Origin of the sequence: Cellvibrio sp. KY-GH-1 (assembly GCF_008806975.1) — a bacterium.
Lineage (GTDB): Bacteria > Pseudomonadota > Gammaproteobacteria > Pseudomonadales > Cellvibrionaceae > Cellvibrio.
Map to the genome: position 1 here is coordinate 5,431,836 of NZ_CP031728.1, position 23,451 is coordinate 5,455,286.

A 23,451-nucleotide genomic window follows, 5' to 3' on the forward strand; every position below is an offset into this window, starting at 1 on the left:
CTACACCTACGATACGTTTGGCAATGTTCGCCAGGAAACGCAAAACGGCACAGTGACTGTGTATGAATACGACAATCGTAATCAGTTGCTGAAAGAAACCAAAGGTACAGCAGCGGCTGACAAAGTGGTTGTGCAATACGCCTACGATAATTACGGCAACCGCATAGAAGTCACTGACGGTCGCGGTTACGAACTGGCCTACAGCAACTCGGACTGGGCGAAACAAGCCCGTACCGAATTGGGTTACTCGGTATTACAGGAATCGCTCAGTGAAGATGACCGCCTGGATTTGCAGTGGATCTACACCACCGAACGCCGTGTGGATTTGTTAGGTAATCGTTACGCCGAATCCGATGGTAATGGCAACACCACCACAACGGAGCTGGATGCGTTTGGCAACATAGTCAAAACCACCGATGCTGCCGGGAATGTGGGCTATTTCTATTACGACAGCCGCAACCAATTGCGTCTGCAAGTCAGCCCACTGGGGCAACTGATAGAAAATAATTACGATGCGGCTGGCCGTATGACCAGCTCACGTGAATATGCAGCGACCCTTGATGCCTCACGCCTGAAAACCCACATGAGTATTGCCGAGGTTCTGGCCATGGCGACTACGGCAGCGGCCGATCATGTCACCAGCAAAACCTACAACGCTCGCGGTGAACTGGTGACTGAGCTGGATGCATTAAGCCAAACCACACAATACGCCTACGATAACCAGGGCAACCTGCTGTACCGCGAATTGCAAGGTGCCTCTACCGTTCGTTGGGATTATCTCTACAACGCCAACAATCAACTGATGGGTGAGCGCTCACCGGTGGTGGAAAAAATTGTTGCGGGTAGTGTGACCAATACCCAGTTGTACACTGAATACCGTTATGACGCATTTGGTAACCAGACGCAGCGCAATGAGCTGGGTGGAAGTCCACTGGAGAAAGTTAGCTACCGGGCGGATGGACAGATTCTGGAGACTGTGAAGGAAGGAAAGCTGGAGCGTCATCAGTACAACAACAATGGCCAAATTGTTGCCACCTACAACGCCACCAATCAGTTGCTTGAGCGTCACTACTACAACACGGCGAATCAACGCATTGCCACCGTGAAAGGTGATGGTGCTTTGCAGATGTTTGCCTATGACAAAGCGGGCAATTTAATTTCCGAAAAAGTCTACGGTGATATTGCGCGAAATTATCTGGATGCAACGGGTAAAGTAAGTGCGTCCGTACTCAGCAATGGCTCATTGAAGCTGTTCACGTACAATGCCAACGGCACTGTAGCCTCGCAAGTGACGCACACAGATAAAACGTTTATCGAGCAATACATTGTTAACACCAATGTTGTGCCGGTGGCCGCCGATATCAATAATTATCGCGAAACCACCTATAGCTACGACGCCAATAACAAATTGTTATCCAGCGCCTCGCGTGAGGATTTACTGTTTGTCAGCAATCCTGCCAGTGCGGGCAATTTTGAAATTGGCCGCAGTGTTAACTCACAAGTCTACGATGAGTTGGGCAACAAGATTGCGACCATCGATGCGCGTGGTAATGTCACCCGTTTCTATTACGACGCTACCGGTAAGTTGTTACTGGAAATCAGTGCAACGGGCAGTGTCAGTCGTTATGGTTACGACAGTTTTGGTAATCGCACGTCGCAAATCCAATATGCACAACTGATTGATACCAGTTTGCTGGGTGATGTAGAGAGTCCGGATCTGCTGCTGGCTGATTTGCAGCAGTTACTCGCTGGTTCAGGGTTTGTGGTGAACAAAGACAACCGTACTTTCACTTATGAGTACGATGCAAATAATCGTTTGGTAAAAACCATCCAGCACGATGTGGATATCAGTGCAACCAACGCAGTTGAGAACGTTACACCGGATCAATTAAGTGCAGTTCAATTAGTTACCGCGATGGAATATGACCGTCAAGGTAACAACACGAAAATCATTACCTTTGCGCGCGATAAAAATACGCTGCTGCTGATTGGTGAGGAGCAAGTGAGTGAGCGTATTTATGACGAGCTGGGCCGTTTGATCGAAAGTAAAGGTGTTGCCTTTACTGATTATCAAAATGAAACCACACAACAACGCACCCATTATTATTACAACTACGATAACAATGTAACGCGTGAAGTGCGCCTGAATAAAAATGGCACTGTTGGTCGTCAGCAAGATACAGATTACGCTGCATCGGGTGTTGTGAGCGAGACTCGTGGTAATGATGCACACACAATCAATACCTTCAATGAGAACGGTCAGATTCAAACCCAACGCGATCTGGTACGCGGCACACTGACCACCTACGCCTACGATAATCTCGGTCGTGAGATTAATCGCATAGTAGACAGTGTGGATGGTGCAGGGTTAGTCACTGGCACATTAGCGACTTACCAAACCCGTTACGATGCTTACGGCCAGGTTATTGCCAAGGGTCAAAATGATGGCTGGCAGGAGTATTTTGTATATGACCTGCATGGCAACCAAATCAAATCCAACAATGAAGGTGGTGTCGATAAGTTCTATTTCTATGATGCAGCGGGTAATGCAACTCTCACATTAAATTCTATGAGCGTGAATCTGCGCGATTTAACGCGCGAACAAATTCTGGATCGTGCGCAAACACGTGAAGAAAACCTGTTTGTTCACATCAATCATTACGATGCAAGTAACCGCATGATTGGTGAAACCGAATCGCGTTTCGAAGAGTTGTACAACGCAATTGTTGCTGCAAATGGCCAAGTCACTCAGGGTGCTAGTTTGTTCACCGGTGGTAATGTGAAATTATCATCAGGCCTTACTTATCACGTAAATGTGCGTATGAAAGGTGAGCGTTCAGTGGGCAGTAGCGGTAATGCCCGTGTTAAACGTTTAAATCTTCATCCATTTACCTTCTGGATGGAAGGATTGCGTACCTTGGGTCGTAATATCAAGGTCGAGTGGGGAATGAACTGGAATGATCAAACTCTGGAAAACCCGCCGATTTATTTTAATTTGACAGATTCAAACTGGACCAAGGAATACATCAAAGACTTTGACGCAAGTGTTGAAAGTCGCCCAAGCGGAAATGACTTGCGTAACAAAGTGCGTAAATGGACATTTAATTTGCGAGTCAGCGCGCAAACTAATGACGGTTCATGGGAATTGCTAAATGAAAGCTTCGAAGTTGTGACGTGGAATGCAGGAAAGCTGAGCGGTAGTACAGGTAAATCCAAAACCAGTAACGATCACCATTACTACAATTTGCCCGCGCGTATTGAATTAACCAATCAATCTGCCAATGCAAAACGTGTTGACTTCACATTCACTGATTCAATCGGCAGACAGCAAACCCTGCAAGCAAGCAAAGTGCATGATAATACTGGCACCACTTGGTTGGTGGATTATGCCGCTGTGCGTGAAATGGCGGGCGGCAACCTGGTGAACTACAGCTATAAGGTGTATGACCTGAATGGCAAGGTCATCAATGCGGCGACTGGGCAGCTGAATTATGCGGCTATTACCGCAACGCACGCTAACAGTATGTCTGAGCAGACCTATTTGACTTCACTGCGCTCGCAAATCAGTGGCGGCCAATTAGCTGCAACGGGGATCAACCGTGAGCAGGGGTATGATGCCTTTGGCAAAATTGCCTATCAAACTGATTGGTTCACCACCGGCACAGCTGATGGCGACAAGTTGATTACGCGCTTCACTTACGATCAACGCGGTTTGTTGTTAACCAAAACGGATCCGCAAGTGACCTCTGTGGGCGAAAACGGTGTTGCCACCGAAGTGAAACCGCAAGTCACTTACTACTTCGACCAGTTTGGAAACACCATTGCCGAGCGCGATGCGAATGGCAATATCACCAAACAAGTCTGGGCCGCCGGTAAAGTGGTGAAAACCATTTATGCCGACGGTGGTGTGCGTGAAGTGAAGTTGGATGCATTGGGTGAGGAGCGCACGCTTATCAATTATGGTTACACCCAAAATCTCACTTACGCGTATGACTACACCAATACCAGAACAACCGTTGTTGTTAGCGGAGCCGGTATCAACGGCACCCTGACGCGTACTTATGACGGTGCAGGTAATCTTGTCTATGCCAAAAAGCGTGTGACAACTTCCAGCTACACCTCGACGGACGTAGAAACCCATCAAGCGTTTGATGGCTTGGGACGCTTGATATCCACTTACGATACTTCAAGTGCTTTCGGACAACACAACAACAGCAAAACCTACTCCTATACCTGGGCTACTGGTATTGGCGGTACTGTTGGTGGTTATCGTTTAACGACCACGCGCAGTTATGCCGGAGGTAGCAATTATTCTATTGATGATACTGATTACTTTGGTCGCAACTATTTGCATCGCGATGAGGGTGGTCACACCTTCAATTACACCTACAACTATGTAGGCAGTCTGCGCGATCAAACCAGCAGCACCGGTCAGGATATTAGTTACCGTTACTACGCCAATGGTCGCTTGATGCAAACCAATGATCGCGGTGTAAATAGCTACACGAATTTTGAATACGATATTCGTGGCAACAAAACCCGCGAGCAAATTTACAGCATCAATGAATTTGGCCAGCGTTTGTATCGTCAAGACACTAAAGCCACCTACGATGCAGCAAATCGTTTGCAATTCCTGGACGATGAGCGCTACACCATTCGCTATACCTTCGATGCGAATGGCAATATCCGTTCGATGACTTCGGAATACAAAACGCTGGATGAAAACAGCAAAGTAATTGGTAATGGTAACAAACAGTCTTACTGGTACACCTACGACAAACTGAATCGTTTTGTGATCACCAAAGGCAGCATCAGTGATGATGGAGTTATTAGTCGCGGTGAGCATGGAACCCAGATTGCATATGTAACTTCTGGTACAACAGGCGCTCACTCGGGGCGTCGTTTGTCAGCCGTTAATCCTGATGGCTCAATGGAAACCTATGTTTATGATGAAAACGGTCATTTGAAATCAATCAGTGTCCGTAAACCTAATAGTGGCGCAGATATTCAGGCGATGGTACGCACCAACGATGCAGAAGGTAATGTTTTAACCTTTATGGAATATGCTTACCTGACTCCAACGATCACTCGTAATGAGACAACCTCTTACGACGAGCATGGTCGTGTTGTTTTAACCGTGGACACTGCAACAGGTGTTAGCCTGAAAACCAAGCAAACATACAATGCCAACGGTTCTCTCGCTTCCCGAGAGGAGTTTGAAGGAGGTAACAGCAACCCCGAATCCAAAACCACTTACGAATACGAATTGTGGGATAGCTACAAGCAAAAAACCGTGCGGAATTTTAGCTATGGTGACCACAACCTCGACGGTAGCAGCCAATATATTTACAACGCCAATGGTCATTTGCGTGAACTGCGCGATATCGACGGCGAACGCAAAATGAGTTACGTCAATGACCACTCAGGGCGAATTTTGCAACGCGTGGAAATTGGTGCAAATAAAGTGGGCTCGTTCAAAAACTTCCATAATTACTATTACTTCAATGGCATGGGTATTGGTGATTTTGGTAAGGGCATCAGCAGTAGCCACAACTATGCAGAATCCTTAACGCAAGCGAAGGATGCTTTCATCGGCGCTAAAGCGGGCCTTGAAAAAAATAAAGAAAATAAAGACCTGCAAAAGCAATCCAAAGCAATGGGTGATGCGTCTGCAAAAGCCATGATTAATGCGGTCACTTCAGCAGACTTTGATAACAATTATTCAGCGATCAAAGCCAGTTCGTCGGCGGAGTCTTACACCGTACAACGCACGGGCGAAGACCTGAAATCTATTGCGCGTAATTTGTTTGGTGATAGCAACCTTTGGTACGTGATTGCCGATGCAAACGGTTTGTCACCCACCGATCAATTATCTGCCGGACAAATCCTGACGGTTCCGCAATCGGTCACCAATATTGGCAACACCAGCGCCACCTTCAAACCGTTTGATCCAAGTGAGACTCTGGGCAATGTATCGCCCACCTTGCAGGATCCACCAGCGAAGAAGGCGACTGGTCTTGCACAAGCGTTGGTAGTTATTGTGACTATTATCGTCGCGGTGATCATGACGGTGATTACTGCTGGGGCCGCATCACCTTTGTTGCAGATGGCAGCGGCGGTAGCTGTTGCGACTGTATCAAGTGCGGCGGGTCAGTTAGTGGCGATGGCCACAGGGCTGCAAGACGGCTTTGACTGGGGCGCTGTGGGTGAAGCGGCGGTGATGGCGGTATTGACGTTTGGTATGGGTAACATGGGTGTCGGTACTGGCATGGTCAACACCGTTACCAATGCTATGGCACAGCAAGCCCTTACCGCTACCGCCAAGGAGCTAGTCGCGGTTTCCAAAGGTGAGAAATTCAACTGGGGCAACGTAGCGAAAAGTGCAGCTGCCGGAGGTCTCAGTGCCGTTGCAATGGCGGGCATGGATAAGCTCAAGATCGGTGGTAAAACTACCGACGTGAAAGTAAACGGAAGCGTGCCTACACAGACACCAACAGTAAGTTTCAGTAGCGTTGCGAGCACATTTGTGACCTCGACATTGCGTAGTGCAGTCAGCATGAAAATTGAAGAAGCTGTCTTCAAAGATGATGAGCACAAATTCAGTTGGGGCAGTGCGGCTGCGGCTGGATTCCGCTCGGCCCTAGATCACAAATTTGTACCTAGATCCAATAATCAAAACAACCTGGAGCTAAAAGAAGGTGAATCAGGTGTTATATGGGGCAAGGACCCAGCAACTGGAAAATGGGTTAATCCGTTAACTGCACTCCGTAATCACTTTGGAACGGCAAAACAGGATTTTGCAAAAGTTGGTAAATGGTTTTCGGAGGCTTTTGGCACTGAACAAATTCGTAGTCTTGATAAGTTCACTGTTCAATCGATGATGGATGAAATGCCCCTCACTTCTTCAGTTAAACCTGACCTTAGTGTTTTTGGTATAGATGATTATCAGACTGAAGAAGATACGGGTGTATTAACTTTCCCTGTAGCGTTTCCTACTCCCATCGTGATGGATAGTGAACGTACAAAGCTTCGAGACACTCCGGAGCCTAAAGTAGGGGAATATGATTGGAAACCCTTTAGCATCATTACCCAAAACCCATTTGGTGAAAATGGGGAACCACGTCTGCATACAGCGGGAAAAGGTGAAGCATTAAGTTTTGCTCTTGAGAGTGCCAACCGAAATTTGATTGCCTCCAAAAAGGCCTATGAGCTCTTAAGATCCATAGAAGATAATCCGCAAAGTGTATTTGCAATCAATGAAAAAGGCCGTTCTGCGGAGTTTATTGATGATCCGCTTTTGGTCGCTGCCGGGTTAAATGGCGCTGATAACTTAGTCGATCTGCCTGGGCGTGCGGTAGATAAATTAAGAAAGTTCGTGTACGACACCTATAACACTGGGCGCAATTTTGAGGAGTATGACCGCACTGTTTTGGAAGTTACTCAGTCGCTTTATGAAGCACAAGGTAAACGTTTCGAGAAGAAGTTTATCGATGATGATATTTATAATGAAAGTGGATGGTTTGGTCAGTCTGGTATCCAATTAGGTCGCGCGGCACAAAATCTCATTGATGCTCCAAAGGCATTGTTTGATATGGCGTCCGCAGTTATCAATGATCGTGGTGGCGAGAATGGTTTAACTCAGCGTGGTATTCGTTTTGTGTCCAATGCAAAAGATGCATTTGATACATTAAGTGCAGATCCTCGTTCTAAAGCAGCGTTGGATTCCTACCTGGAGAACTATGTCTCCTCTATGTCAAAGGCTGATCAAGGGGGCGCAATTTTCGATTTGGTAACTGCGCTTGGCGGGACAGCGGCGACCAAGATGGGGGCAGTAAATGGTGTTAGCGCAACGTCTTCACTTGCTAGCAAACTTAGCAAGCTTGGGCCGAAGTTGTCACAGTTACACAAATCGTTATTTGATGCTGATTTACCTCCATTGTGGGTTGGTTCAATGGATGGTGGGTTTGGTAATCAAATAGGTGCTATTGGTGATATTAAGGGCATAAACGGGCTTTCAAACCTTCCTAAATTTACTGCGAATTCTAAGGTAGATGCCAATACCAATGTACAACTAGACCAACCCGCGACTGCAACTCGTCATGTTGCTCCTGTAGTCATTGAAGAATTACCGACAGAGCCTTTGCCGAAAAATATGAGGCATCTGGAGGGGGTTCCCGTCATACCCGCTCTTTCACGCGGTGAGGCTAACTCGCTATTAGGGCAATCGAATGACGAGTTCACGTATTTTGCGAGAGGTGATATCAACCGTCGTGATACATTCTTGTCATCCATGGCGGAAGAGCGTGGTGTCGATGTTTCACGTCAAAGCTATCTTGATGCCGAAGCAAATGGCTTGTTAGATGATTTGTTTGACAGGCATGGGAACCTCGGTAGCCAGGGACTTCCAACTATTGGTGTGTCGCGCGATGTAGACGTAGCGGAGTATTTTGCTCGCGGCCCACAACAAACTCAGGCTGGACATGTCACTATTTTCAAAATGAAAACGGAAGAGTTTAATAAGTTAGCTCAACGTAATTTTGAAAATAGACGCGATGTGTTTGATATCAACCCAAATATTGGCAAGCCAGAACAAGAGTACTTGTTTAATACACAAATTGATTCGAAGCATGTTGTTGGGCAGTACCGCGTTGCTACAAACAGCGATGTAAATAATATTATTGCTCGTGATTCTACGCTCCATACTAGAGGTAATCGACCGGCAGTGAGTGAGCGTTCGTTAACTCAATCTGAGTATAAGGAGTTAAACTCAGAGTTGCGAGCGCGACTCTCGCTTGAAAAAATTGGAGGGCATGGCCATGCTAGACACGGAGTACACACAACATTGACTGAACAAGAAACACGTATTAGGACAGGGGTTGCACCCGATGGAGAAAAAGCTCCCACATCACGCGCAACAAAGTTTGATTCCAATCAAGCTGAATTAGATGCCGTGCGTAGAGCTGAAACGGTATTTAATAAAAATAACTCCTCTAAACCTTACCCTATAACTATTACAACACCAAAAGGAAAAGTTGTACCTAACACTGTTCCAATTGTTGTTGCTGGAAGAAAAGGGGGGTATGGATCTGGAGTAGAAGTTGTTAGAGATGCGAATGGGAAACCATTACCTGGACGACCAGTTCAACCTACGGGGCAAGATCTAAGAGCCAAAGTTATATTTGGGTATGATCTGAATACCGGCCGGTGGGAGAAGGTAACTCAGTATCCAATTAATTGATATCGGATGAATAAAGAAGATGAACATAGATGTAGACAGTTTTAGTCAGTCGGTAGCATCTCTTGATGCAGACTTGCTTGAACTGAATAATGAGGAAAAGCTCGAGAGTGCAGTTTATGTTGCTGCGTTTAATCTTCACCGTAATGGCGGCGTAGATCTTGATGATTTGGTTAGTTTACTTCGGCGAGCTGAGTTAGGTTGCGATAACAATGAATTTGCTTTATTGCTTGCAAAGACCACGAATGTGGATTGGTTGTATGATGAAGGCACAGAGAAAATGCTAAAATTTGTAATTGAAAAGTTATTGGAAGGAATTGAGTACTACTCTCATAATGATCAGTAGTTCCAGACAGTTGCGGAGCTAGTCAGGTCAGCTTGAGTGATATAATCGACTCGGTCAAATGTGTTAGTCAAAGCAGGTCCAATTTACAGGAAAATAAATTTTTCGTTTAAATTTAGGAATCTTCCTTTGCGGTGTAAAGTATGCCTAAGAAAGTATGGACGCTATGTGCAGTTGCTGGAATATTTTAATGCTACAAACAATGTTTTTATTATGTGTTTAATGCATGTTTATAAGGCAGCAAGACGAAGACGTGACTTTGGATTGTCGAGATGTGCTAACGGTAACTGGAGAAGTTGTTAATGATAAATGGCGTTAGAGCTAGTTGGGAACCTGAAAATTTAACCCCGCTCAACGAAATCGCTGAGCGCATGAGCTTGTATTTGCAGGGGCGTGGTGGCGTAAGTATTTTGGGTAATGGAACTCTGCTGTTTATTAACAAAGGTGAGGATGATATTGCTAATGCCAAGCAAGCATTGGAAGAAGCAAAATTCCTTACTGATTTTCGAGTTAAGCAGCTAAATGAAGGTGGTTATCTGGTTGCTTTGCATAAGGCGGTTGCTGTGTTTGTTGGACAGCAGGAGTTTGAAACTCGCAAACCGGAAATTATTGCTCGTTTGGATGAATTGAAGTTTCCCTCTGAAGAACTGATTGTGGATCCATCAACCACTAATGATGAGTTTTTGGTTGGAATCTATGGTCGAGGAAAGTTGCAGCGAGACGTGTATAATTTTAACTTTTACCAGCGCATCTAGTTGATGGAATCAGATTGATGCTGGTATGTTAGCGAACTCGATTTGTTGATAAAACCACGATGTAAAGGACCCCGTTATGCATAACCTGTTTATCTCCTACGAACTCACCAGCCCGGAAACCAACGGTGAGCGTGTGAAAAGAGCGTGTCGTTCATTGGGCAACTCAACCCCTTTGGTTGCCAACAACTGGTATGTGAACTCCCAATTCAATGCCGATGAAGCCCTGCGCCGTATTGGTGGTGCGTTTGGTGAAGGTGACAAGTTGATTATTGCCAACACCAAAACGGACTCTGTTGTGTGGTTGGGTTTAGGTGAGCGCGAGGCGCAGCGTATTCGTCAGAATTGGAATATGAGCCTGAAAGCGCCTGAGCCTGTGGCTGCCGCCGCACTGCAATAAGCGAGTTACTACGCAATACAAAAACCCCGGCTAATACCGGGGTTTTTGTATTTAATTACGTCCAATTATTGGTAAAGACACATCGATGCCGCAACAACTTATCAACCGTGCAATGCAGTTGCACCGCAAGCAGGATTTAGTCGGTGCCATTAGCTTTTATCAACAAGCACTGGATATTGACCCTTCAATACTGCAGGTCTGGACCAATCTCGGAGTTGCCCTGCGCAAACTCAAACATTACCAAAGCTCCCTCAATTGCCAATTACGCGCCTTGGCGTTAGCACCGGAAAATGCCTTGGTATTGAACAACCTGGGCAATATTTACAAGGATTTGAATCTGTTGGATGAATCGGTTCGCTGCGGTGAGCGAGCCTGTAAATTGGAGCCAAAAAACGCCGGTTATTGGTTTAATTTGGCGGTCAATCTGCGTGAGGCCCAAGCCTATGAGCGGGCATTGGTGGCGCTGGATAAATGCATTTGGCTCGATCCGGTAGCTACGCCTAAGTACGAATGGGAAAAGGCGCTTTGTTATTTGTATCTGGGTAGGAATGCTGAGGGTTGGGCGGCGTATCGCTCCCGTTTATTAACAGGTGCGTTGCCGGCGCGGCAATTTGCCTGCCCGGAATGGCAAGGTGAGCCTTTGGTGGGCAAGAAGCTTTGGGTGGTTACCGAACAGGGCTTTGGCGATACAATTTTTGCCGCACGCTATCTGGAATCGCTTGCTGCGCAGAGCGTTGAGATAGTGTTTGAATGCAAGCCTCCTCTGCAGCGTTTGCTCTCCAATTTGTCGGTTACTTTGGTTTCTCCCTCGCCGGATCAGGTGGTCGGGCAGGGGTGTGATTACTATGCCTACGTAATGGATCTGCCCGGCAGGTTTGAGCACATGGGCTTGCCTGTTCCTGCGCCAGTTGGTGTGGCTGCTCCAGCGCTGGAAGTTCAGCGATTCAAGCAAATAATTCCCGTAAATCCAACCGGTTTGAATATCGGAATTGTGTGGTCAGGCAGCGAGACATTTGGCGATAACTCGCGCCGCTCACCCGGGCTAAAACCTTTTTTGCAGCTCGCCGCTGTTCCGGGTGTTCGCCTGTTTAGCTTGCAGAAAGGACCTGGGGAAAAGGAGTTGGATCGCCATTTCGCACGTCCTTTTATTGTTGATTTGGCCCCGCATATTCAGGATTTTGCGGATACCGCAGCAGCAGTTTCGCTGATGGATTTGGTAGTCATGAGCGACAGTTCGGTAGCGCACTTGACGGCAAGCCTTGGAAAACCGGTTTGGAATTTGCTCCATTCAAATCCTTATTGGATGTATGGTTTGAAAGGTGGCTCAACACAATGGTATCCGGCAATGCGTTTTATCAGGCAGGCGAAAGCCGGGGATTGGGATTCGGTTTTCTTGTCTGTGGTGCAAGAGATAGAAGAGCTCTTGGCGAGCTCATCAGTTCCTGGTGTTGCCGGGCGCATTTCCCAGTAATCTGGAGATCACCTCACCGTAGGTTTTACCCTGAGGTGATTGGCTTTCAAGGACTTTGAGGAGTTGTGTTTTAGCTAGCTCCTCATTGCCGGTGAGTGCCTGTTCCAAGCTGCTGGTTGCCGTTTCCAGCGCCGCTGTATTTGGGCTGGATTTGATGTCATGAATTACGGACTTGGCTTGTTCAGCCTGCTGATCCAGCATCAGTATCATCGATTTAAGCAATTTGCTTTCGGTGTTGTTGGGTTCCTGGCGCAGCGCATCCGCCAAGGTGTTTAACGCCTCTGCGTGAAGCCCCTGCAGGAGCTGGGCAAGAGCAAGCAGTTGATAATCGCTGATTGTTGATTGCTGAATGGCAAAGAGTTCTTTGAACCCCGTTTCTGCCGCTTGTGCCTCACCACGTACAAGGTTGATCATCGCCCGGCCGCGCAACGCACGATGACTTTTTCTGGTGTCCAGCACTGCGGAAAAGTATTTCTCCGCATTGGCTGTGTCTTGATGATCCAGATAGGTCTCAGCAAGTACCAGATTAGCGTCAGCATTAGCGGGATTCAGTTGCAATGCACGTTGAGCGGTGCTCACTGCTTTGGCTGAATTCAGGTTGTCCCGATAAAGCAGTGCCAGTAAGCCCAATCCAGCATCGTCATCCGGGTTGTTTTCCAGGAGTATTCGCAGTGCGGTTTCGGCCGAATCATATTCCGCGAGATGCATTCCGCTGCGGGCAAACAATAGGCAGGTATTGGTTGAGGGGGCGTCTGTTAATCCGAACAGTGGTTTTAATGCCTTGAAAGCTTTTAAAAAGTTTGCTGAATACGCAAAGCATTGCGCAAGGTTATAAAGAATCGGTTCATTTTCCGGATACTCCGCTGCCAGGTCTTGCAGCAGGGCTGCTCCGGCTTGCCAGTTTTGCTGGTGCATTCGCCATGTAGCCAGGGCAAATTTAGCAGTCGGAGAAATGGTGCCCAGCGCTTCTATTTTGGTGGCAAGCTCATCGCAAATCGTCGCTTTCTCATCGAGCGCGACAGCTAATGCATCGCCCAATAATTGCGCATTGTCGGGGTCTGCTTCGAGATACGAAAGCAACCGGTTTAACTTCTCGCTAAAGGTATTACTCATGCCGGATGACTGCATGGCTTAATTCAGGCTCGTTTCGAGGCGGGTCGAAGGGTTTGTGCGACTTCCAGCAGAGAGATTATCCAATGATGAAAGTAATTCTTTGCCTCTGCTGAAGTAAAGGTTATCGGCTGCAACAGACTTCAGCAGAATGTCGAGCTGACGGCGTGCGGCGGCAATTTCGGAAAGTTCGGCATATGCCACTGCAGAGTAGAAAATCGTTGGCGGGTGGTTGGTATCGGTTAGTAATGGTGCCCAAATATCTAGTGCTGCCGCGGGTTGCCCGTTATCCAGCGTCACCATGCCCAGTTCGAATCGTTCTTGAATTGCTGCTGGGTGTTGGTCGAGGAAAAGCTGGAAAAAATAGATCGCACGATCAAACAGTTTTAACTGGGCGTAAATCTTGGCGAGCAATGTTTGTGCTACATCAATTTTTTTGTCCAAAGAGATGGCGAGTTTGAGCTTTGCCAAAGCGGGTTCAATTTGCTCGCGTGATAAATCATTCACAGCCAGCGCAATTAGTTCTTCGCGGTCAAAGTCCTTGCTTACTTGCATAAGGTGGTTTCCTGAGGTGAGGCTAATAAATCTTCAATAGGGTGTTGCGGCCTGGACGCGTACTTGCAGAGAAGTGTTGCCAAATCCGAGTTGTTTTTTTTTAACGGTATTCTTGTGGATTAAGGGTTCATAGTCTAGTATATCGCAATTTTGAATGTCAATTTTATCTCTTATATAATATGGTGAGGTGCTCAAGTGACGAGTGATGCAGCGATTGCTTTGATGGCAGATATGCTGTGGGCTTGCGTGCTCATTGCTGGCCCCATCTTGGCGGTAACTTTGGTGGTTGGTCTTTTAATTAGTGTTTTCCAGGTAATTACCCAGATCCAGGAGATGACACTGACGTTCGTTCCCAAGATCATTGCCGTGGTTGGGGTCTTGTTTATTTTTGGGTCATGGATGCTGTCCTCCCTTGTTGAGTATGCCAGTGAGCTCTACAGAAATATTCCTCAGTTGATCCATTAATAAAAAATATATGTGATTTTGTAGCAGGATTTATGGATATTGAAATTCAAACGGGATGGATAATTTCCATATTACTAATCACCCTGCGTCTTTCAATTCTGTTTTTCGCTACCCCATTGGACATGTTTGGTCGGCTGCCAGCACATATTAAGTTATTCATGTGCTTGGGGTTGGCGGTGGTTCTGTCTAGCGGGCTTCCACCTATTGCGTACCCGGATAGACTGGATCTGTTTTTTTTGGCGCTTTCTTTTTTGAATGAGGCGTTGGTTGGTCTGGCAATGGCCTTTGGTTTGTATTGTGCGTTTGGTGCTATGTCGCTGGGGGGGGGGTTGCTGGATTTCCAGGCGGGGTTTGGGGCGGCCAATGTCCTTAATCCTGCGACAAATACTTATGAGCCTTTGCTCGGTACTATTCTCACGCTGTTATTGGTAATAGTGTTTTTTTCAAGCGGTGCATTTTCGATATTGTTGCGCGGAATCCTGTTTTCATTTCAGCAAATTCCCCCAGGCAATCCATTGAACCATTTGTCCTTAAGGGATGTGGTAGCCCAATTTGGCATCATGTTCATCTACGGTTTTGCCTTGGCTGCGCCGGTAATTGCTATGTTGTTGTTAATTGATACGGCAATTGGTGTGATGTCGAGAAGTATGCCGCAGATGAATGTATATTTTTTATTTTTGCCGTTAAAAATTGCCGTAGCCTTGGTGATGGTTGCAATTTCTCTGCGGTATCTCAGCCCGTTAATGGAACAGTTATTTTTAACGGTTTTCCGTTATTGGGAGCGGGTTTTATAGCATGGCAGAGTCAGGCTCCGACAGTGCGGAAAAAACGGAAGAGGCAACCCCCTATAAGCTTCAGGAGGCGCGCAAGCAGGGAAATGTTTTCAAGAGTTTGGAGGTTAATACCGCCTTTGCGATGGTTGTAGCGCTATTGCTCGTTGCTTCTCTCGGTGAGGATTTTATCAAGAGAGTGTTGGAGATATGTAGGGCTGTTTTTTTAAGTATAGGAAAAGTGGACTTTACCATTTCGGGTGTTTCTTTTTTTATTAAACACTGGATTGATGCTGTCCTGCATGAGTTAAGCCCAATTGTTGTTGCATTATTAATGGTTGGTGTTATTGCGAGTTTTTTGCAAATTGGGGTGATATTTAGTGCGCATCCGTTAACGCCAAAGTTTTCCCGGCTTGATCCTATTGCTGGCTTTAAAAATAAATTTTCAAAAAAAATGCTTTGGGAGTCTTTAAAGACAGTACTTAAGTTTTCGGTGCTTAGTACGATCGTTTTTTTTTGGTTGCTGGATTTTTTACCATCAGCATTAAAATATTCATCAATGCAACCCAGAGGCATTTTTAAAGATTTTTTACGCCAAAGCTCAAGTTTGTTATGGCAGCTGGTAATCGCTTTACTATTAATTGCGTTGTTGGATTTTATTCAATCGCGCCGTGAATATCTTAGAAAAATGAGGATGAGTAAGCAGGAACTTAAGGATGAGTTTAAGCGGCGAGATGGGGATCCAAATATCAAGTCTCGACGGAAAGAATTGGAATCCGAATTGCGTAAAAGAAGTGCATCCTTAGCTAATGTTCAGGGTGCAGATGTAGTAATTACCAACCCAACACACTTTGCTGTTGTATTGAAGTATGACCGACATACGATGTTGGCGCCTGTAATTGTCGGGTTAGGTGCTGGAGCTATGGCGCAAGCTATACGTCAACGGGCAGTCGGTTGTGGAGTTCCTATTGTGCATATGCCGCCTTTGGCGCGACGGCTGTTTAAATCAGGAAAAATGGAGCATCCAATTCCTCAGGATTGTTTTGTTGCTACCGCTAAAGCGCTCGGCCAGGCGTACGCAGCAAAACGTAAAGCTGCTTTGGGAAAGAATTAAAACATGGTTGAAAAAAGTCTTTTTAACAGCACCTTAGGTAGTCGCAATGAGCTGATACTGGTTGCTGCTGTAGTTGGAATATTGCTCATACTATTTACACCAATTCCCCCATGGTTATTGGATTTTTTGTTAATCGTAAATGTTAGCTGTGCATTGCTTGTTTTGTTGATGACGTTGTACACAGATAAGCCGTTGGAATTTTCTACGTTCCCGACACTGCTGCTTATTACAACAATGTTCAGGTTGGCTTTGAATATCGCTTCTACGAGGCTGATTTTATCGGAAGGTGAGGCGGGGCATGTTATTAATGCAGTAGGAACACACGTTGTCGGTGGTAATTACGTTATCGGGTTAGTTGTATTTTTTATTCTGGTGGTTGTGCAGTATGTTGTAGTAACTAACGGCGCACAGCGGGTGGCGGAAGTGGCTGCGCGGTTTACGTTGGACAGTATGCCTGGCAAACAAATGAGCATTGATGCCGACATGAATATGGGCTTGATTGATGACATTGAAGCCCGTACACGACGCAAAGATATAGAACGAGAAGCTAGTTTCTATGGCGCAATGGATGGTGCTTCAAAGTTTGTCAAAGGTGATGCAATTGCGGGCATATTAATTATTTTCATTAATATCGTTGGTGGATTGATTATCGGCATTGCTCAGATGGGCTTACCATGGGGCGATGCTCTGCATAAATACACATTGCTCACGGTTGGGGATGGTATTGTGACGCAGATACCCGCTCTTGTGATAGCAACGGCAACAGGGATTATTGTGACCCGTGCAGCAACGGATGCTCGATTTGGAGAGGAGATTGCAGCACAAGTAACGCGTTACCCGAAGAGCCTGGTAATGGTGAGTATTGGATTGTTGTTGATGTTAATGCTCCCGGGCATTCCGAGTGTTCCGGTGCTAGTGATTTTCGCTATTTTTGCAAGTCTTGCCTTTTTTGCAATTCGTTCCAAGCCCTCGATCGGAGATCAAAACGCGCCAGGATTGGAGGCCAATGAAAGCAATATTTATGAATCAATTTCTTTGCTACCTCTGGAGTTGCGCGTTGGCAAGGGCTTGGAGTCATTTATTGGTGGTGATACCGGCACACTTATGGAGAAAATTAAAGCGCTCCGTGAGCAAGTGGCCCACGAACTCGGGTTTGTGTTGCCGGCCGTTAAAATCAATACGGATGCCATTGGCGACACAAATGAATACGTAATTCGTCTAAATGGAAATAAAGTTGCGTCCGGCTTTCTATATCCGGGTAAGCTCCTCGCAATTAGCTCAGGTATCGCAGCGGTTGGTCTTGATGGCATTGAGACAAAAGATCCCAGTTATGGATTACCTGCTATGTGGCTTGATGTTGCACAGAAGCAAAAGGCTAAAGAGGCTGGGTGTACCATTGTGGAACCTATGACTGTTTTGGTTACTCATTTTAGTGAAGTTGTGCGTACCAATGCTCACGAGTTATTAACCCGAACAGAGGTTGATAATTTGATGGCGACTATTAAAACAAAGCAGCAGGGATTATTTGAGGAGTTGGTGCCTGGGGTTCTCGCTCTCTCTGATGTACAAAAAGTGTTGCAAAAGATGCTGAAGGAAAAAGTAACTATCAGACCTCTCGGTTTAATTGTCGAGTCGCTGATTGATGCAGGGCGAGCAACAAAAGATATTGATAATCTGGTTGAGGTTATTCGTTCTCGCTGTGGCAGGGCGATTTGTGAACCGTTATTAAGCAAGCAAGGTAACCTTAATGTAATTACGATGGAGCCGTCCCTCGAGCAAACTTTTCAATCCGGGTTGAGAGGTGAAGGAACCGGGATGTTAGTTGAGCCTAGGGTGACAGAAGGTTTTATTTCTGCACTGGTTTCTGAGGCGGAAAAAATGATGGCTAATGGACACCCACCCATCTTATTGTGCTCCCCCAGTTTGCGTCGGCATATCCGGAAGTTGGTGGACAGGGTGTTGCCAAGTATGACGGTTTTAAGCTTAAACGAAGTGCCGGGAACAATCAGTATTGCTTCTTGCGGCGTGGTTCAGATTGGCAGACAAAGAGTTTGATTAACTTCTCTTCGCTCGGATAAACAAAAGGCATTGGATAGATATGGTTGATGCAATAGAAGCATTAAGATTTTCACTAAATAATGATTTGTATAAGTTGAATTCTATTAGTCAAAATTTGGCTAACGTGTCTACTTCTGGCTACAAACGTGAGCTGCCGACATTTAGTCAGTACGATCCAGTTGGCTACACCAATCGGTCCGATGTTGCAAATGTACAGAAAATGCATCAGGTTAAACATAAGGATTTCAGCCAAAGCACCCTCAAATACACGGCTAACCCTGCAGACCTCAGTATTGACGGCAACGCCCTTTTTGTTGTTGATGTGGACGGTGTGGCGCGGGCTGCAAGAGTTGGTACATTAAGGGTTAGCAATGAAGGGCGGCTTGTCGGAATACACAATGAATTGTTCATGGGGCAGACGGGTGCTATTCAATTGGAGCCCGGAAATTTTGAGATCGATGAATCTGGTGTCGTTATGCAAAATGGTCAAGCAATAGACAAGCTTAAGCTGATTAATGCTGCTGATTTGAACCCGGAGGCATATTTGGGGAATGGGTTTTATGACCTGAACTCGCTTACCTCCACAAGTGCTGAACCAATCAATGCAAAAGTACGTCAAGGTTTCCTGGAGACGTCCAATGTTAAAACGATGGATGAAATGGTTCGGTTGATTGAAACAACTCGGCATTTCGAATCTGTTCATGGTGTCTTAAAGGCATATGATGATGTAATGAATTTAGCGATTAATAAGCTCGCAGAATTTTAAGGGGAAATAATATGTTGGACTCGCTTTATATTGCTGCTACGGGAATGCATGCTCAGCAATCTCACCTTGATACCATTTCGCACAATCTTGCTAACGTGAACACGACTGCATTTAAAAAGAGCAAAATCGATTTTTCGGATTTGCTTTATAAACCAAATGATACGGCGAGTGCAGAAGAGAACATTCATAATCTGCAGGGGATGGGTTCCTCGATAGCTCGAATAGGAAAAGACTTCGTTGCTGGTGAGTTGAAGCTTACAAACGACCCCTTTAACGTCGCTATTAAAGGTCGGGGGTTTTTTGAAGTTGAGTTAGAGAATGGAGAGGTTGCCTATACCCGCAATGGCGCCCTAAAAGTCGATTCAGATGGTTATCTGGAGACAGTCGATGGATATAGGCTTTCGGCACAAATTCAACTTCCTCCAGACACAACAGAAATCAAGATCGATGAAAATGGATTAGTTGAAGCCCTGGTGTCTGGTGAAAGCGAGCCCATCTCTATTGGGCAAATTGAACTGGCAAGTTTTTTGAGTGATGAAGGGCTTGATGCGACTGGTTCAAATCTATATCTGGAAACTAAAGATTCAGGATCTCCCGTTAGCGCACGCCCTGGGGAGTTGACTAATGGCAAATTGGCTCAGGGTTATCTTGAGTCCTCGAATGTTGATATGGTTGCCGAACTACTGGAGCTAGTAATCGCGCAAAGGGCGTATGAAGTAAATTCAAAGATCATTGTTGCTTCTGATGAGATATTAAAGATCAATAATAATCTGCGCTCTTAATTGGATTTATATATTTGGGCTGTAATGCAGTATGCTTAGTGTTTCCCACGTTGCAGCTAGTTTGTTTTTGCGTTTTTTTAATGTGTGCGTGTTGTTTTTTTTGAGTGCACTAGTGTTCGCTAAAACCCCTTATTTGGATGTGTATCCGGTAATTTCTGCAGAAGCAAAGACGAACCTATTCAAAATTGAGCAGATTGCGAGATTGAAGAATGAGCAGGGGATGAAAGAGGTTGATGTTGCTCGAGTTAATTCGATGACTATTGTATTGCCTGTTGAAGGCTTTGAAGCAAGACAATATGTTAAAGGTGTTGCGATTAAAAATGCAATTCTGATTTCCTTAGGTGAGCGCGACAGAGAGTTGGTTAATGTAAATGTTCCCCCTCGCGTGGTTGTGAAATTTAAGGGTGGGGCGGATGTTTCAGTGGCTGCTGTTACTGTGGCTAAGAAGGCGCTTGAAGGATATTTGGAAAAGCATTATGGAAAAAGTAATGTAAGTTTAATAGTTGCCCCTAGTCTAAAGTACGATGGTGAGTTGCGGTTTGTTCCAAGGGATGTTGTTGGGTTAGTAAAGACTAGAATGGCGGTTTGGGTTGATGCTTACAAAGGGGAGCGCCTGGTTCAAAGTCTACCTGTATGGTTTGAGGTAAAAGCACAAATGGAGGTGCTGGTGCTAAAAACAGCAGTTGCACGTGGAGAATTGGTTAGTCGTAAACATTTCGTGATTAAGATGGCAGAGATAAATGGGCTCCCGTTAGAAGTGGTTAGGTTAAACGAGTTGCCTGCTGAACAATTTGGTAATTTTGTTTATGTGGAAAACGTTGCCGAGAAAATGGTTCTCGATCATAGGATGATAAAAAAAATTAAAGCAATTAATTTTGGTGATGATGTAGAGGTTGTATCAAGATCGGGTCGTGTCAGCATTATAACCAAAGCGATTGCACAGGGTTCAGCTGAGATCGGCGATTATGTGAAATTGATGGCTACCGAAAGTAAGGAAATATTCTCGGGGAAGGTTGTTGCGCGGAAACAGGTTGTTGTTGATGCTAATCCATAATGTGGGGTTGGGGAATTGATGAGAAAGGAACAATTTTTTTTGCGTAGCCTTTGCGCCTTAATGCTAATAGTAGGTGGGATTCCATTTGCATCTTCTCAGAATTTATACGAAGAGAATAAATTTCAGGCACTTGTGGCAGATGAGAAGGCATTTAAGGTTGGAGATATTGTTACCTTATTGATAGTTGAATCTGCAAAAGCAAATACAACAGAAGATAAGGCCCAGGGGCGTAGTGTCAGGCTCGGTGGCAGTGCCGGCAAAACTGCTACAGATTTGGATCCGCCGGATCGTAATGGTCGTAGTGAATCAGTTGCTGTAGAGGCCGAATTTGCTTCCGATAAAGCATTGAATAATCAACGTACGGGTAATGTTAGGGCTCAAATTACTGTAGAGGTCTTGGAAGTAAAAGATACTGACAAGCTTTATGTGTCTGGAGAGCAGAAAATTAATATTAATGGTAATGAGCAATTTATCCGCGCTAGCGGTTGGTTGCGTATGAAAGATATCGATCAGAATAACACGGCACTCTCAGCTCGGCTTAATGATGCAAAAATTGAATACAGTGGTAATAAAAATGCGGAGAAGGGTTTGATTCGAAGGACGTGGTCTTATGTTACAAAAATTTGGTAATCGTGGCGCCCTCGTTTTTAGAGGAATAGTCGGGGTGGTTTTATTATGGATTGGTATTCCGTTTTCCAGTGGGGTAGCGTTCGCTTCGGATATTCGGCTAAAAGAAATTGCGCGTTTTGATGGAATTAGAGATAACACCTTAACGGGCTACGGGCTGGTAATGGGGCTGGCAGGAACAGGCGATTCGCCGAAGAGTAGTGCAGCAAATCAATCACTAATTAATTCACTTTCGAAGTTTGGTGTGAATATTTCAGCTCAGGATATTAGAAGTAGAAATATTGCGGCTGTTATGGTTACTGCGACGCTCAAGCCATTTGCGGAGCGGGGAGATCGGATAGATGTCGGCGTATCGTCGATTGGTGATGCACGTAGTCTAAACGGCGGTACGTTATTGCTGACCTCTTTGAAGGGAGTGGACAATAAAATATATGCCTTGTCTCAGGGGCAGTTGAGCGTAGGTGGTTTTGCGTTTGATCTCAATGGAAACTCAGTACAAAAAAACCACCCGACAGTAGCGATCATTCCGGGCGGGGCGTTAATTGAAAAAAGCGTTGTTCCTGAGTTTGTTGACGAAAATGGCTCATTGTATGTTTTGTTGAATCAACCCGACTTCACTACCGCGCGTCGTATTGAGATGGCTCTAAATCGAGAGTTGGGTACTTCCTCAGCAAAAGCAATTCATGCCGGGAGGATTAAAGTAAATATTCCCACTGGAGTGAACGTGATTGACACAATTTCCAGATTGGAAAATGTTTCAGTTAGCCCTGATCGTGTTGCACGAGTGGTTATCAATGAGCGTACAGGGATAGTAGTGGCTGGCGGTGATGTTAGGATCGATGATGTCACTATATCTCACGGTAGTTTACGAGTTGTTATTTCCACCGACTATCACGTTTCTCAGCCCTCTTCTTTTTTGCGCCAAAGTGGCGATGCGATTCAAACGGTAGTTGTTCCTGATACCAATATTGAAACAACAGAAGGTGATTTAAATTCGATTCAATTATCGTCTGGCGCAACTATTGCGGACTTAGTTGCTGCGTTGAGGCAGATTAAAACAACAACCCGAGAATTAATTACTATTTTGCAGGCTATTAATTCAGCTGGTGCTCTGCACGCTGATTTGATAATCCAATAAATTTTTGGAGCTTTTATGTTTATCGAAAGTATTACAGGAGATGTAGTTACCAAAGCGTTGGATATTGCAGCCTTCAATCATAAAGTAATTGCAAACAATATCGCCAATGCGGGAGTGAAAGGGTATGCGGCTGGGCGTTTAAACTTTGATGCGATTATGCAGGAGTTGCGAGGTTTAGTTGGCACCGATGCTGATATCGCTTCCTACCGAGATGCGTTAGACCGGATTAATGAAAAAGAAATGGTCAATTTTTCATCTGCGCCCGAAGGTGTATCGATAGAAGCAGAAATGATGCAGTTGACGGAAAACACCCTGAGGTATCAATCCCTATTGCGAGCGAGAAGCGAGCTGGGAGAGATATTGAAGTCTGCTATATCAGGTGGAGGTCGAGGTTAATGGATCTTCAATCAATTTTTGCGATTAGCGGTGCGGGTTTGGACTATCAAAAAAAACGTTTGGATGTAATTGCAATGAATATTGCAAATGCAAATACGACCAGAGGGGCCGATGGGGTGGTTTATAAGCCTCTTGAGGTTGTGAACCAGGGGTTCAATGCATTGGTTCAAGATAACTTTAATGCCGCTATTGGTAGTGTGGCAATAGTTGAACGGGCAAATGCCACCAAATTAATATTTGATCCATCTCATCCTGATGCGGACCCCAAAGGTTTTGTTGAGGTTCCCAATGTTAACTCAATAGATGAAATGACGGATTTGATGGTCGCCACGAGAATGTACGAAGCTAATGTGCAAGTGGTGAATGCTGCGAAATCAATGGCATTAAAAGCATTGGAAATAGGGAGTTAATGGGT

Annotated in this window: 18 protein-coding genes (1 of these 18 cut by a window edge); 16 read left to right on the forward strand and 2 right to left on the reverse strand. The window is 45.5% G+C overall.

The features are described from left to right. The 5 genes from D0C16_RS22555 to D0C16_RS22575 form a co-directional block, all read left to right on the forward strand. On the forward strand, nt 1–9,238 hold the end of the coding sequence (locus D0C16_RS22555; protein ID WP_151034424.1) for a calcium-binding protein. It extends 31,469 nt beyond the left edge of the window; the window shows 9,238 of its 40,707 coding nt (coding positions 31,470–40,707); the start codon falls outside the window, past its left edge; it ends in the stop codon at nt 9,236–9,238. Nucleotides 9,239–9,257: 19 nt separating this feature from the next. Further along, on the forward strand, nt 9,258–9,581 hold the full coding sequence (locus tag D0C16_RS22560) for a hypothetical protein (RefSeq protein WP_151034425.1): 324 nt from the start codon (nt 9,258–9,260) through the stop codon (nt 9,579–9,581). A 299-nt stretch (nt 9,582–9,880) separates the two neighbouring features. Continuing rightward, the gene (locus tag D0C16_RS22565) at nt 9,881–10,333 is read left to right on the forward strand and encodes a hypothetical protein (protein ID WP_151034426.1); all 453 of its coding nucleotides are present in this window, start codon (nt 9,881–9,883) and stop codon (nt 10,331–10,333) included. A gap of 76 nt (nt 10,334–10,409) precedes the next feature. Beyond that, nucleotides 10,410–10,730, forward strand: a complete 321-nt coding sequence (locus D0C16_RS22570; protein WP_151034427.1) for a hypothetical protein — start codon at nt 10,410–10,412, stop codon at nt 10,728–10,730. Between the two features lie 85 nt (nt 10,731–10,815). Continuing rightward, complete coding sequence (locus D0C16_RS22575) at nt 10,816–12,201, forward strand: tetratricopeptide repeat-containing glycosyltransferase family protein (protein WP_151034428.1); 1,386 nt, start codon at nt 10,816–10,818, stop codon at nt 12,199–12,201. Here D0C16_RS22575 and D0C16_RS22580 read toward each other — a convergent pair. Beyond that, on the reverse strand, nt 12,166–13,329 hold the full coding sequence (locus tag D0C16_RS22580) for a tetratricopeptide repeat protein (protein ID WP_151034429.1): 1,164 nt from the start codon (nt 13,327–13,329) through the stop codon (nt 12,166–12,168). The genes D0C16_RS22575 and D0C16_RS22580 overlap by 36 nt on opposite strands. A gap of 3 nt (nt 13,330–13,332) precedes the next feature. Continuing rightward, nucleotides 13,333–13,866, reverse strand: a complete 534-nt coding sequence (locus D0C16_RS22585; protein WP_151034430.1) for a M48 family metallopeptidase — start codon at nt 13,864–13,866, stop codon at nt 13,333–13,335. Nucleotides 13,867–14,061: 195 nt separating this feature from the next. Here D0C16_RS22585 and fliQ point away from each other — a divergent pair, with 195 nt between their 5' ends. The 11 genes from fliQ to flgC are packed head-to-tail and all read left to right on the forward strand — an operon-like array spanning nt 14,062 to nt 23,446. Further along, nucleotides 14,062–14,331, forward strand: a complete 270-nt coding sequence (fliQ, locus tag D0C16_RS22590) for a flagellar biosynthesis protein FliQ (protein WP_151034431.1) — start codon at nt 14,062–14,064, stop codon at nt 14,329–14,331. A 32-nt stretch (nt 14,332–14,363) separates the two neighbouring features. Next, complete coding sequence (locus D0C16_RS22595) at nt 14,364–15,125, forward strand: flagellar biosynthetic protein FliR (RefSeq protein ID WP_151034432.1); 762 nt, start codon at nt 14,364–14,366, stop codon at nt 15,123–15,125. 1 nt (nt 15,126) lies between these two features. Further along, nucleotides 15,127–16,215, forward strand: coding sequence for a flagellar biosynthesis protein FlhB (locus D0C16_RS22600; RefSeq protein ID WP_151034433.1), 1,089 nt, complete (start codon nt 15,127–15,129; stop codon nt 16,213–16,215). Between the two features lie 3 nt (nt 16,216–16,218). After that, entirely contained in the window at nt 16,219–18,270 is a 2,052-nt protein-coding gene (locus D0C16_RS22605; RefSeq protein WP_151034434.1) for a flagellar biosynthesis protein FlhA, read from the forward strand. A 43-nt stretch (nt 18,271–18,313) separates the two neighbouring features. Then, nucleotides 18,314–19,039, forward strand: a complete 726-nt coding sequence (locus D0C16_RS22610; RefSeq protein WP_151034440.1) for a flagellar hook-basal body protein — start codon at nt 18,314–18,316, stop codon at nt 19,037–19,039. Nucleotides 19,040–19,050: 11 nt separating this feature from the next. After that, nucleotides 19,051–19,821 carry a flagellar basal-body rod protein FlgG gene (gene flgG, locus D0C16_RS22615; protein ID WP_151034442.1) on the forward strand — a complete coding sequence of 257 codons (771 nt, stop codon included), beginning with the start codon at nt 19,051–19,053 and terminating at the stop codon, nt 19,819–19,821. A gap of 31 nt (nt 19,822–19,852) precedes the next feature. After that, nucleotides 19,853–20,875, forward strand: coding sequence for a flagellar basal body P-ring formation chaperone FlgA (gene flgA / locus D0C16_RS22620; protein WP_151034444.1), 1,023 nt, complete (start codon nt 19,853–19,855; stop codon nt 20,873–20,875). 18 nt (nt 20,876–20,893) lie between these two features. Further along, nucleotides 20,894–21,505, forward strand: a complete 612-nt coding sequence (locus tag D0C16_RS22625; protein WP_151034445.1) for a flagellar basal body L-ring protein FlgH — start codon at nt 20,894–20,896, stop codon at nt 21,503–21,505. Next, entirely contained in the window at nt 21,486–22,640 is a 1,155-nt protein-coding gene (locus D0C16_RS22630; protein ID WP_151034447.1) for a flagellar basal body P-ring protein FlgI, read from the forward strand. The genes D0C16_RS22625 and D0C16_RS22630 overlap by 20 nt, the downstream gene beginning before the upstream one ends. 15 nt (nt 22,641–22,655) lie before the next feature. Further along, the gene (locus D0C16_RS22635; RefSeq protein WP_151034449.1) at nt 22,656–23,036 is read left to right on the forward strand and encodes a hypothetical protein; all 381 of its coding nucleotides are present in this window, start codon (nt 22,656–22,658) and stop codon (nt 23,034–23,036) included. Then, nucleotides 23,036–23,446, forward strand: a complete 411-nt coding sequence (gene flgC, locus D0C16_RS22640; RefSeq protein ID WP_151034451.1) for a flagellar basal body rod protein FlgC — start codon at nt 23,036–23,038, stop codon at nt 23,444–23,446. The genes D0C16_RS22635 and flgC overlap by 1 nt, the downstream gene beginning before the upstream one ends. Nucleotides 23,447–23,451: the final 5 nt, after the last annotated feature.

Excerpts from the sequence above, each read along its gene's own strand:
- D0C16_RS22560 (WP_151034425.1), top strand. The coding sequence starts at position 9,258 with ATGAACATAGATGTAGACAGTTTTAGTCAGTCGGTAGCATCTCTTGAT.
- D0C16_RS22565 (WP_151034426.1), top strand. The coding sequence starts at position 9,881 with ATGATAAATGGCGTTAGAGCTAGTTGGGAACCTGAAAATTTAACCCCG.
- D0C16_RS22570 (WP_151034427.1), top strand. The coding sequence starts at position 10,410 with ATGCATAACCTGTTTATCTCCTACGAACTCACCAGCCCGGAAACCAAC.
- D0C16_RS22575 (WP_151034428.1), top strand. The coding sequence starts at position 10,816 with ATGCCGCAACAACTTATCAACCGTGCAATGCAGTTGCACCGCAAGCAG.
- D0C16_RS22580 (WP_151034429.1), bottom strand. The coding sequence starts at position 13,329 with ATGCAGTCATCCGGCATGAGTAATACCTTTAGCGAGAAGTTAAACCGG.
- D0C16_RS22585 (WP_151034430.1), bottom strand. The coding sequence starts at position 13,866 with ATGCAAGTAAGCAAGGACTTTGACCGCGAAGAACTAATTGCGCTGGCT.
- D0C16_RS22595 (WP_151034432.1), top strand. The coding sequence starts at position 14,364 with ATGGATATTGAAATTCAAACGGGATGGATAATTTCCATATTACTAATC.
- D0C16_RS22600 (WP_151034433.1), top strand. The coding sequence starts at position 15,127 with ATGGCAGAGTCAGGCTCCGACAGTGCGGAAAAAACGGAAGAGGCAACC.
- D0C16_RS22605 (WP_151034434.1), top strand. The coding sequence starts at position 16,219 with ATGGTTGAAAAAAGTCTTTTTAACAGCACCTTAGGTAGTCGCAATGAG.
- D0C16_RS22610 (WP_151034440.1), top strand. The coding sequence starts at position 18,314 with ATGGTTGATGCAATAGAAGCATTAAGATTTTCACTAAATAATGATTTG.
- flgG (WP_151034442.1), top strand. The coding sequence starts at position 19,051 with ATGTTGGACTCGCTTTATATTGCTGCTACGGGAATGCATGCTCAGCAA.
- flgA (WP_151034444.1), top strand. The coding sequence starts at position 19,853 with ATGCTTAGTGTTTCCCACGTTGCAGCTAGTTTGTTTTTGCGTTTTTTT.
- D0C16_RS22625 (WP_151034445.1), top strand. The coding sequence starts at position 20,894 with ATGAGAAAGGAACAATTTTTTTTGCGTAGCCTTTGCGCCTTAATGCTA.
- D0C16_RS22630 (WP_151034447.1), top strand. The coding sequence starts at position 21,486 with ATGTTACAAAAATTTGGTAATCGTGGCGCCCTCGTTTTTAGAGGAATA.
- D0C16_RS22635 (WP_151034449.1), top strand. The coding sequence starts at position 22,656 with ATGTTTATCGAAAGTATTACAGGAGATGTAGTTACCAAAGCGTTGGAT.
- flgC (WP_151034451.1), top strand. The coding sequence starts at position 23,036 with ATGGATCTTCAATCAATTTTTGCGATTAGCGGTGCGGGTTTGGACTAT.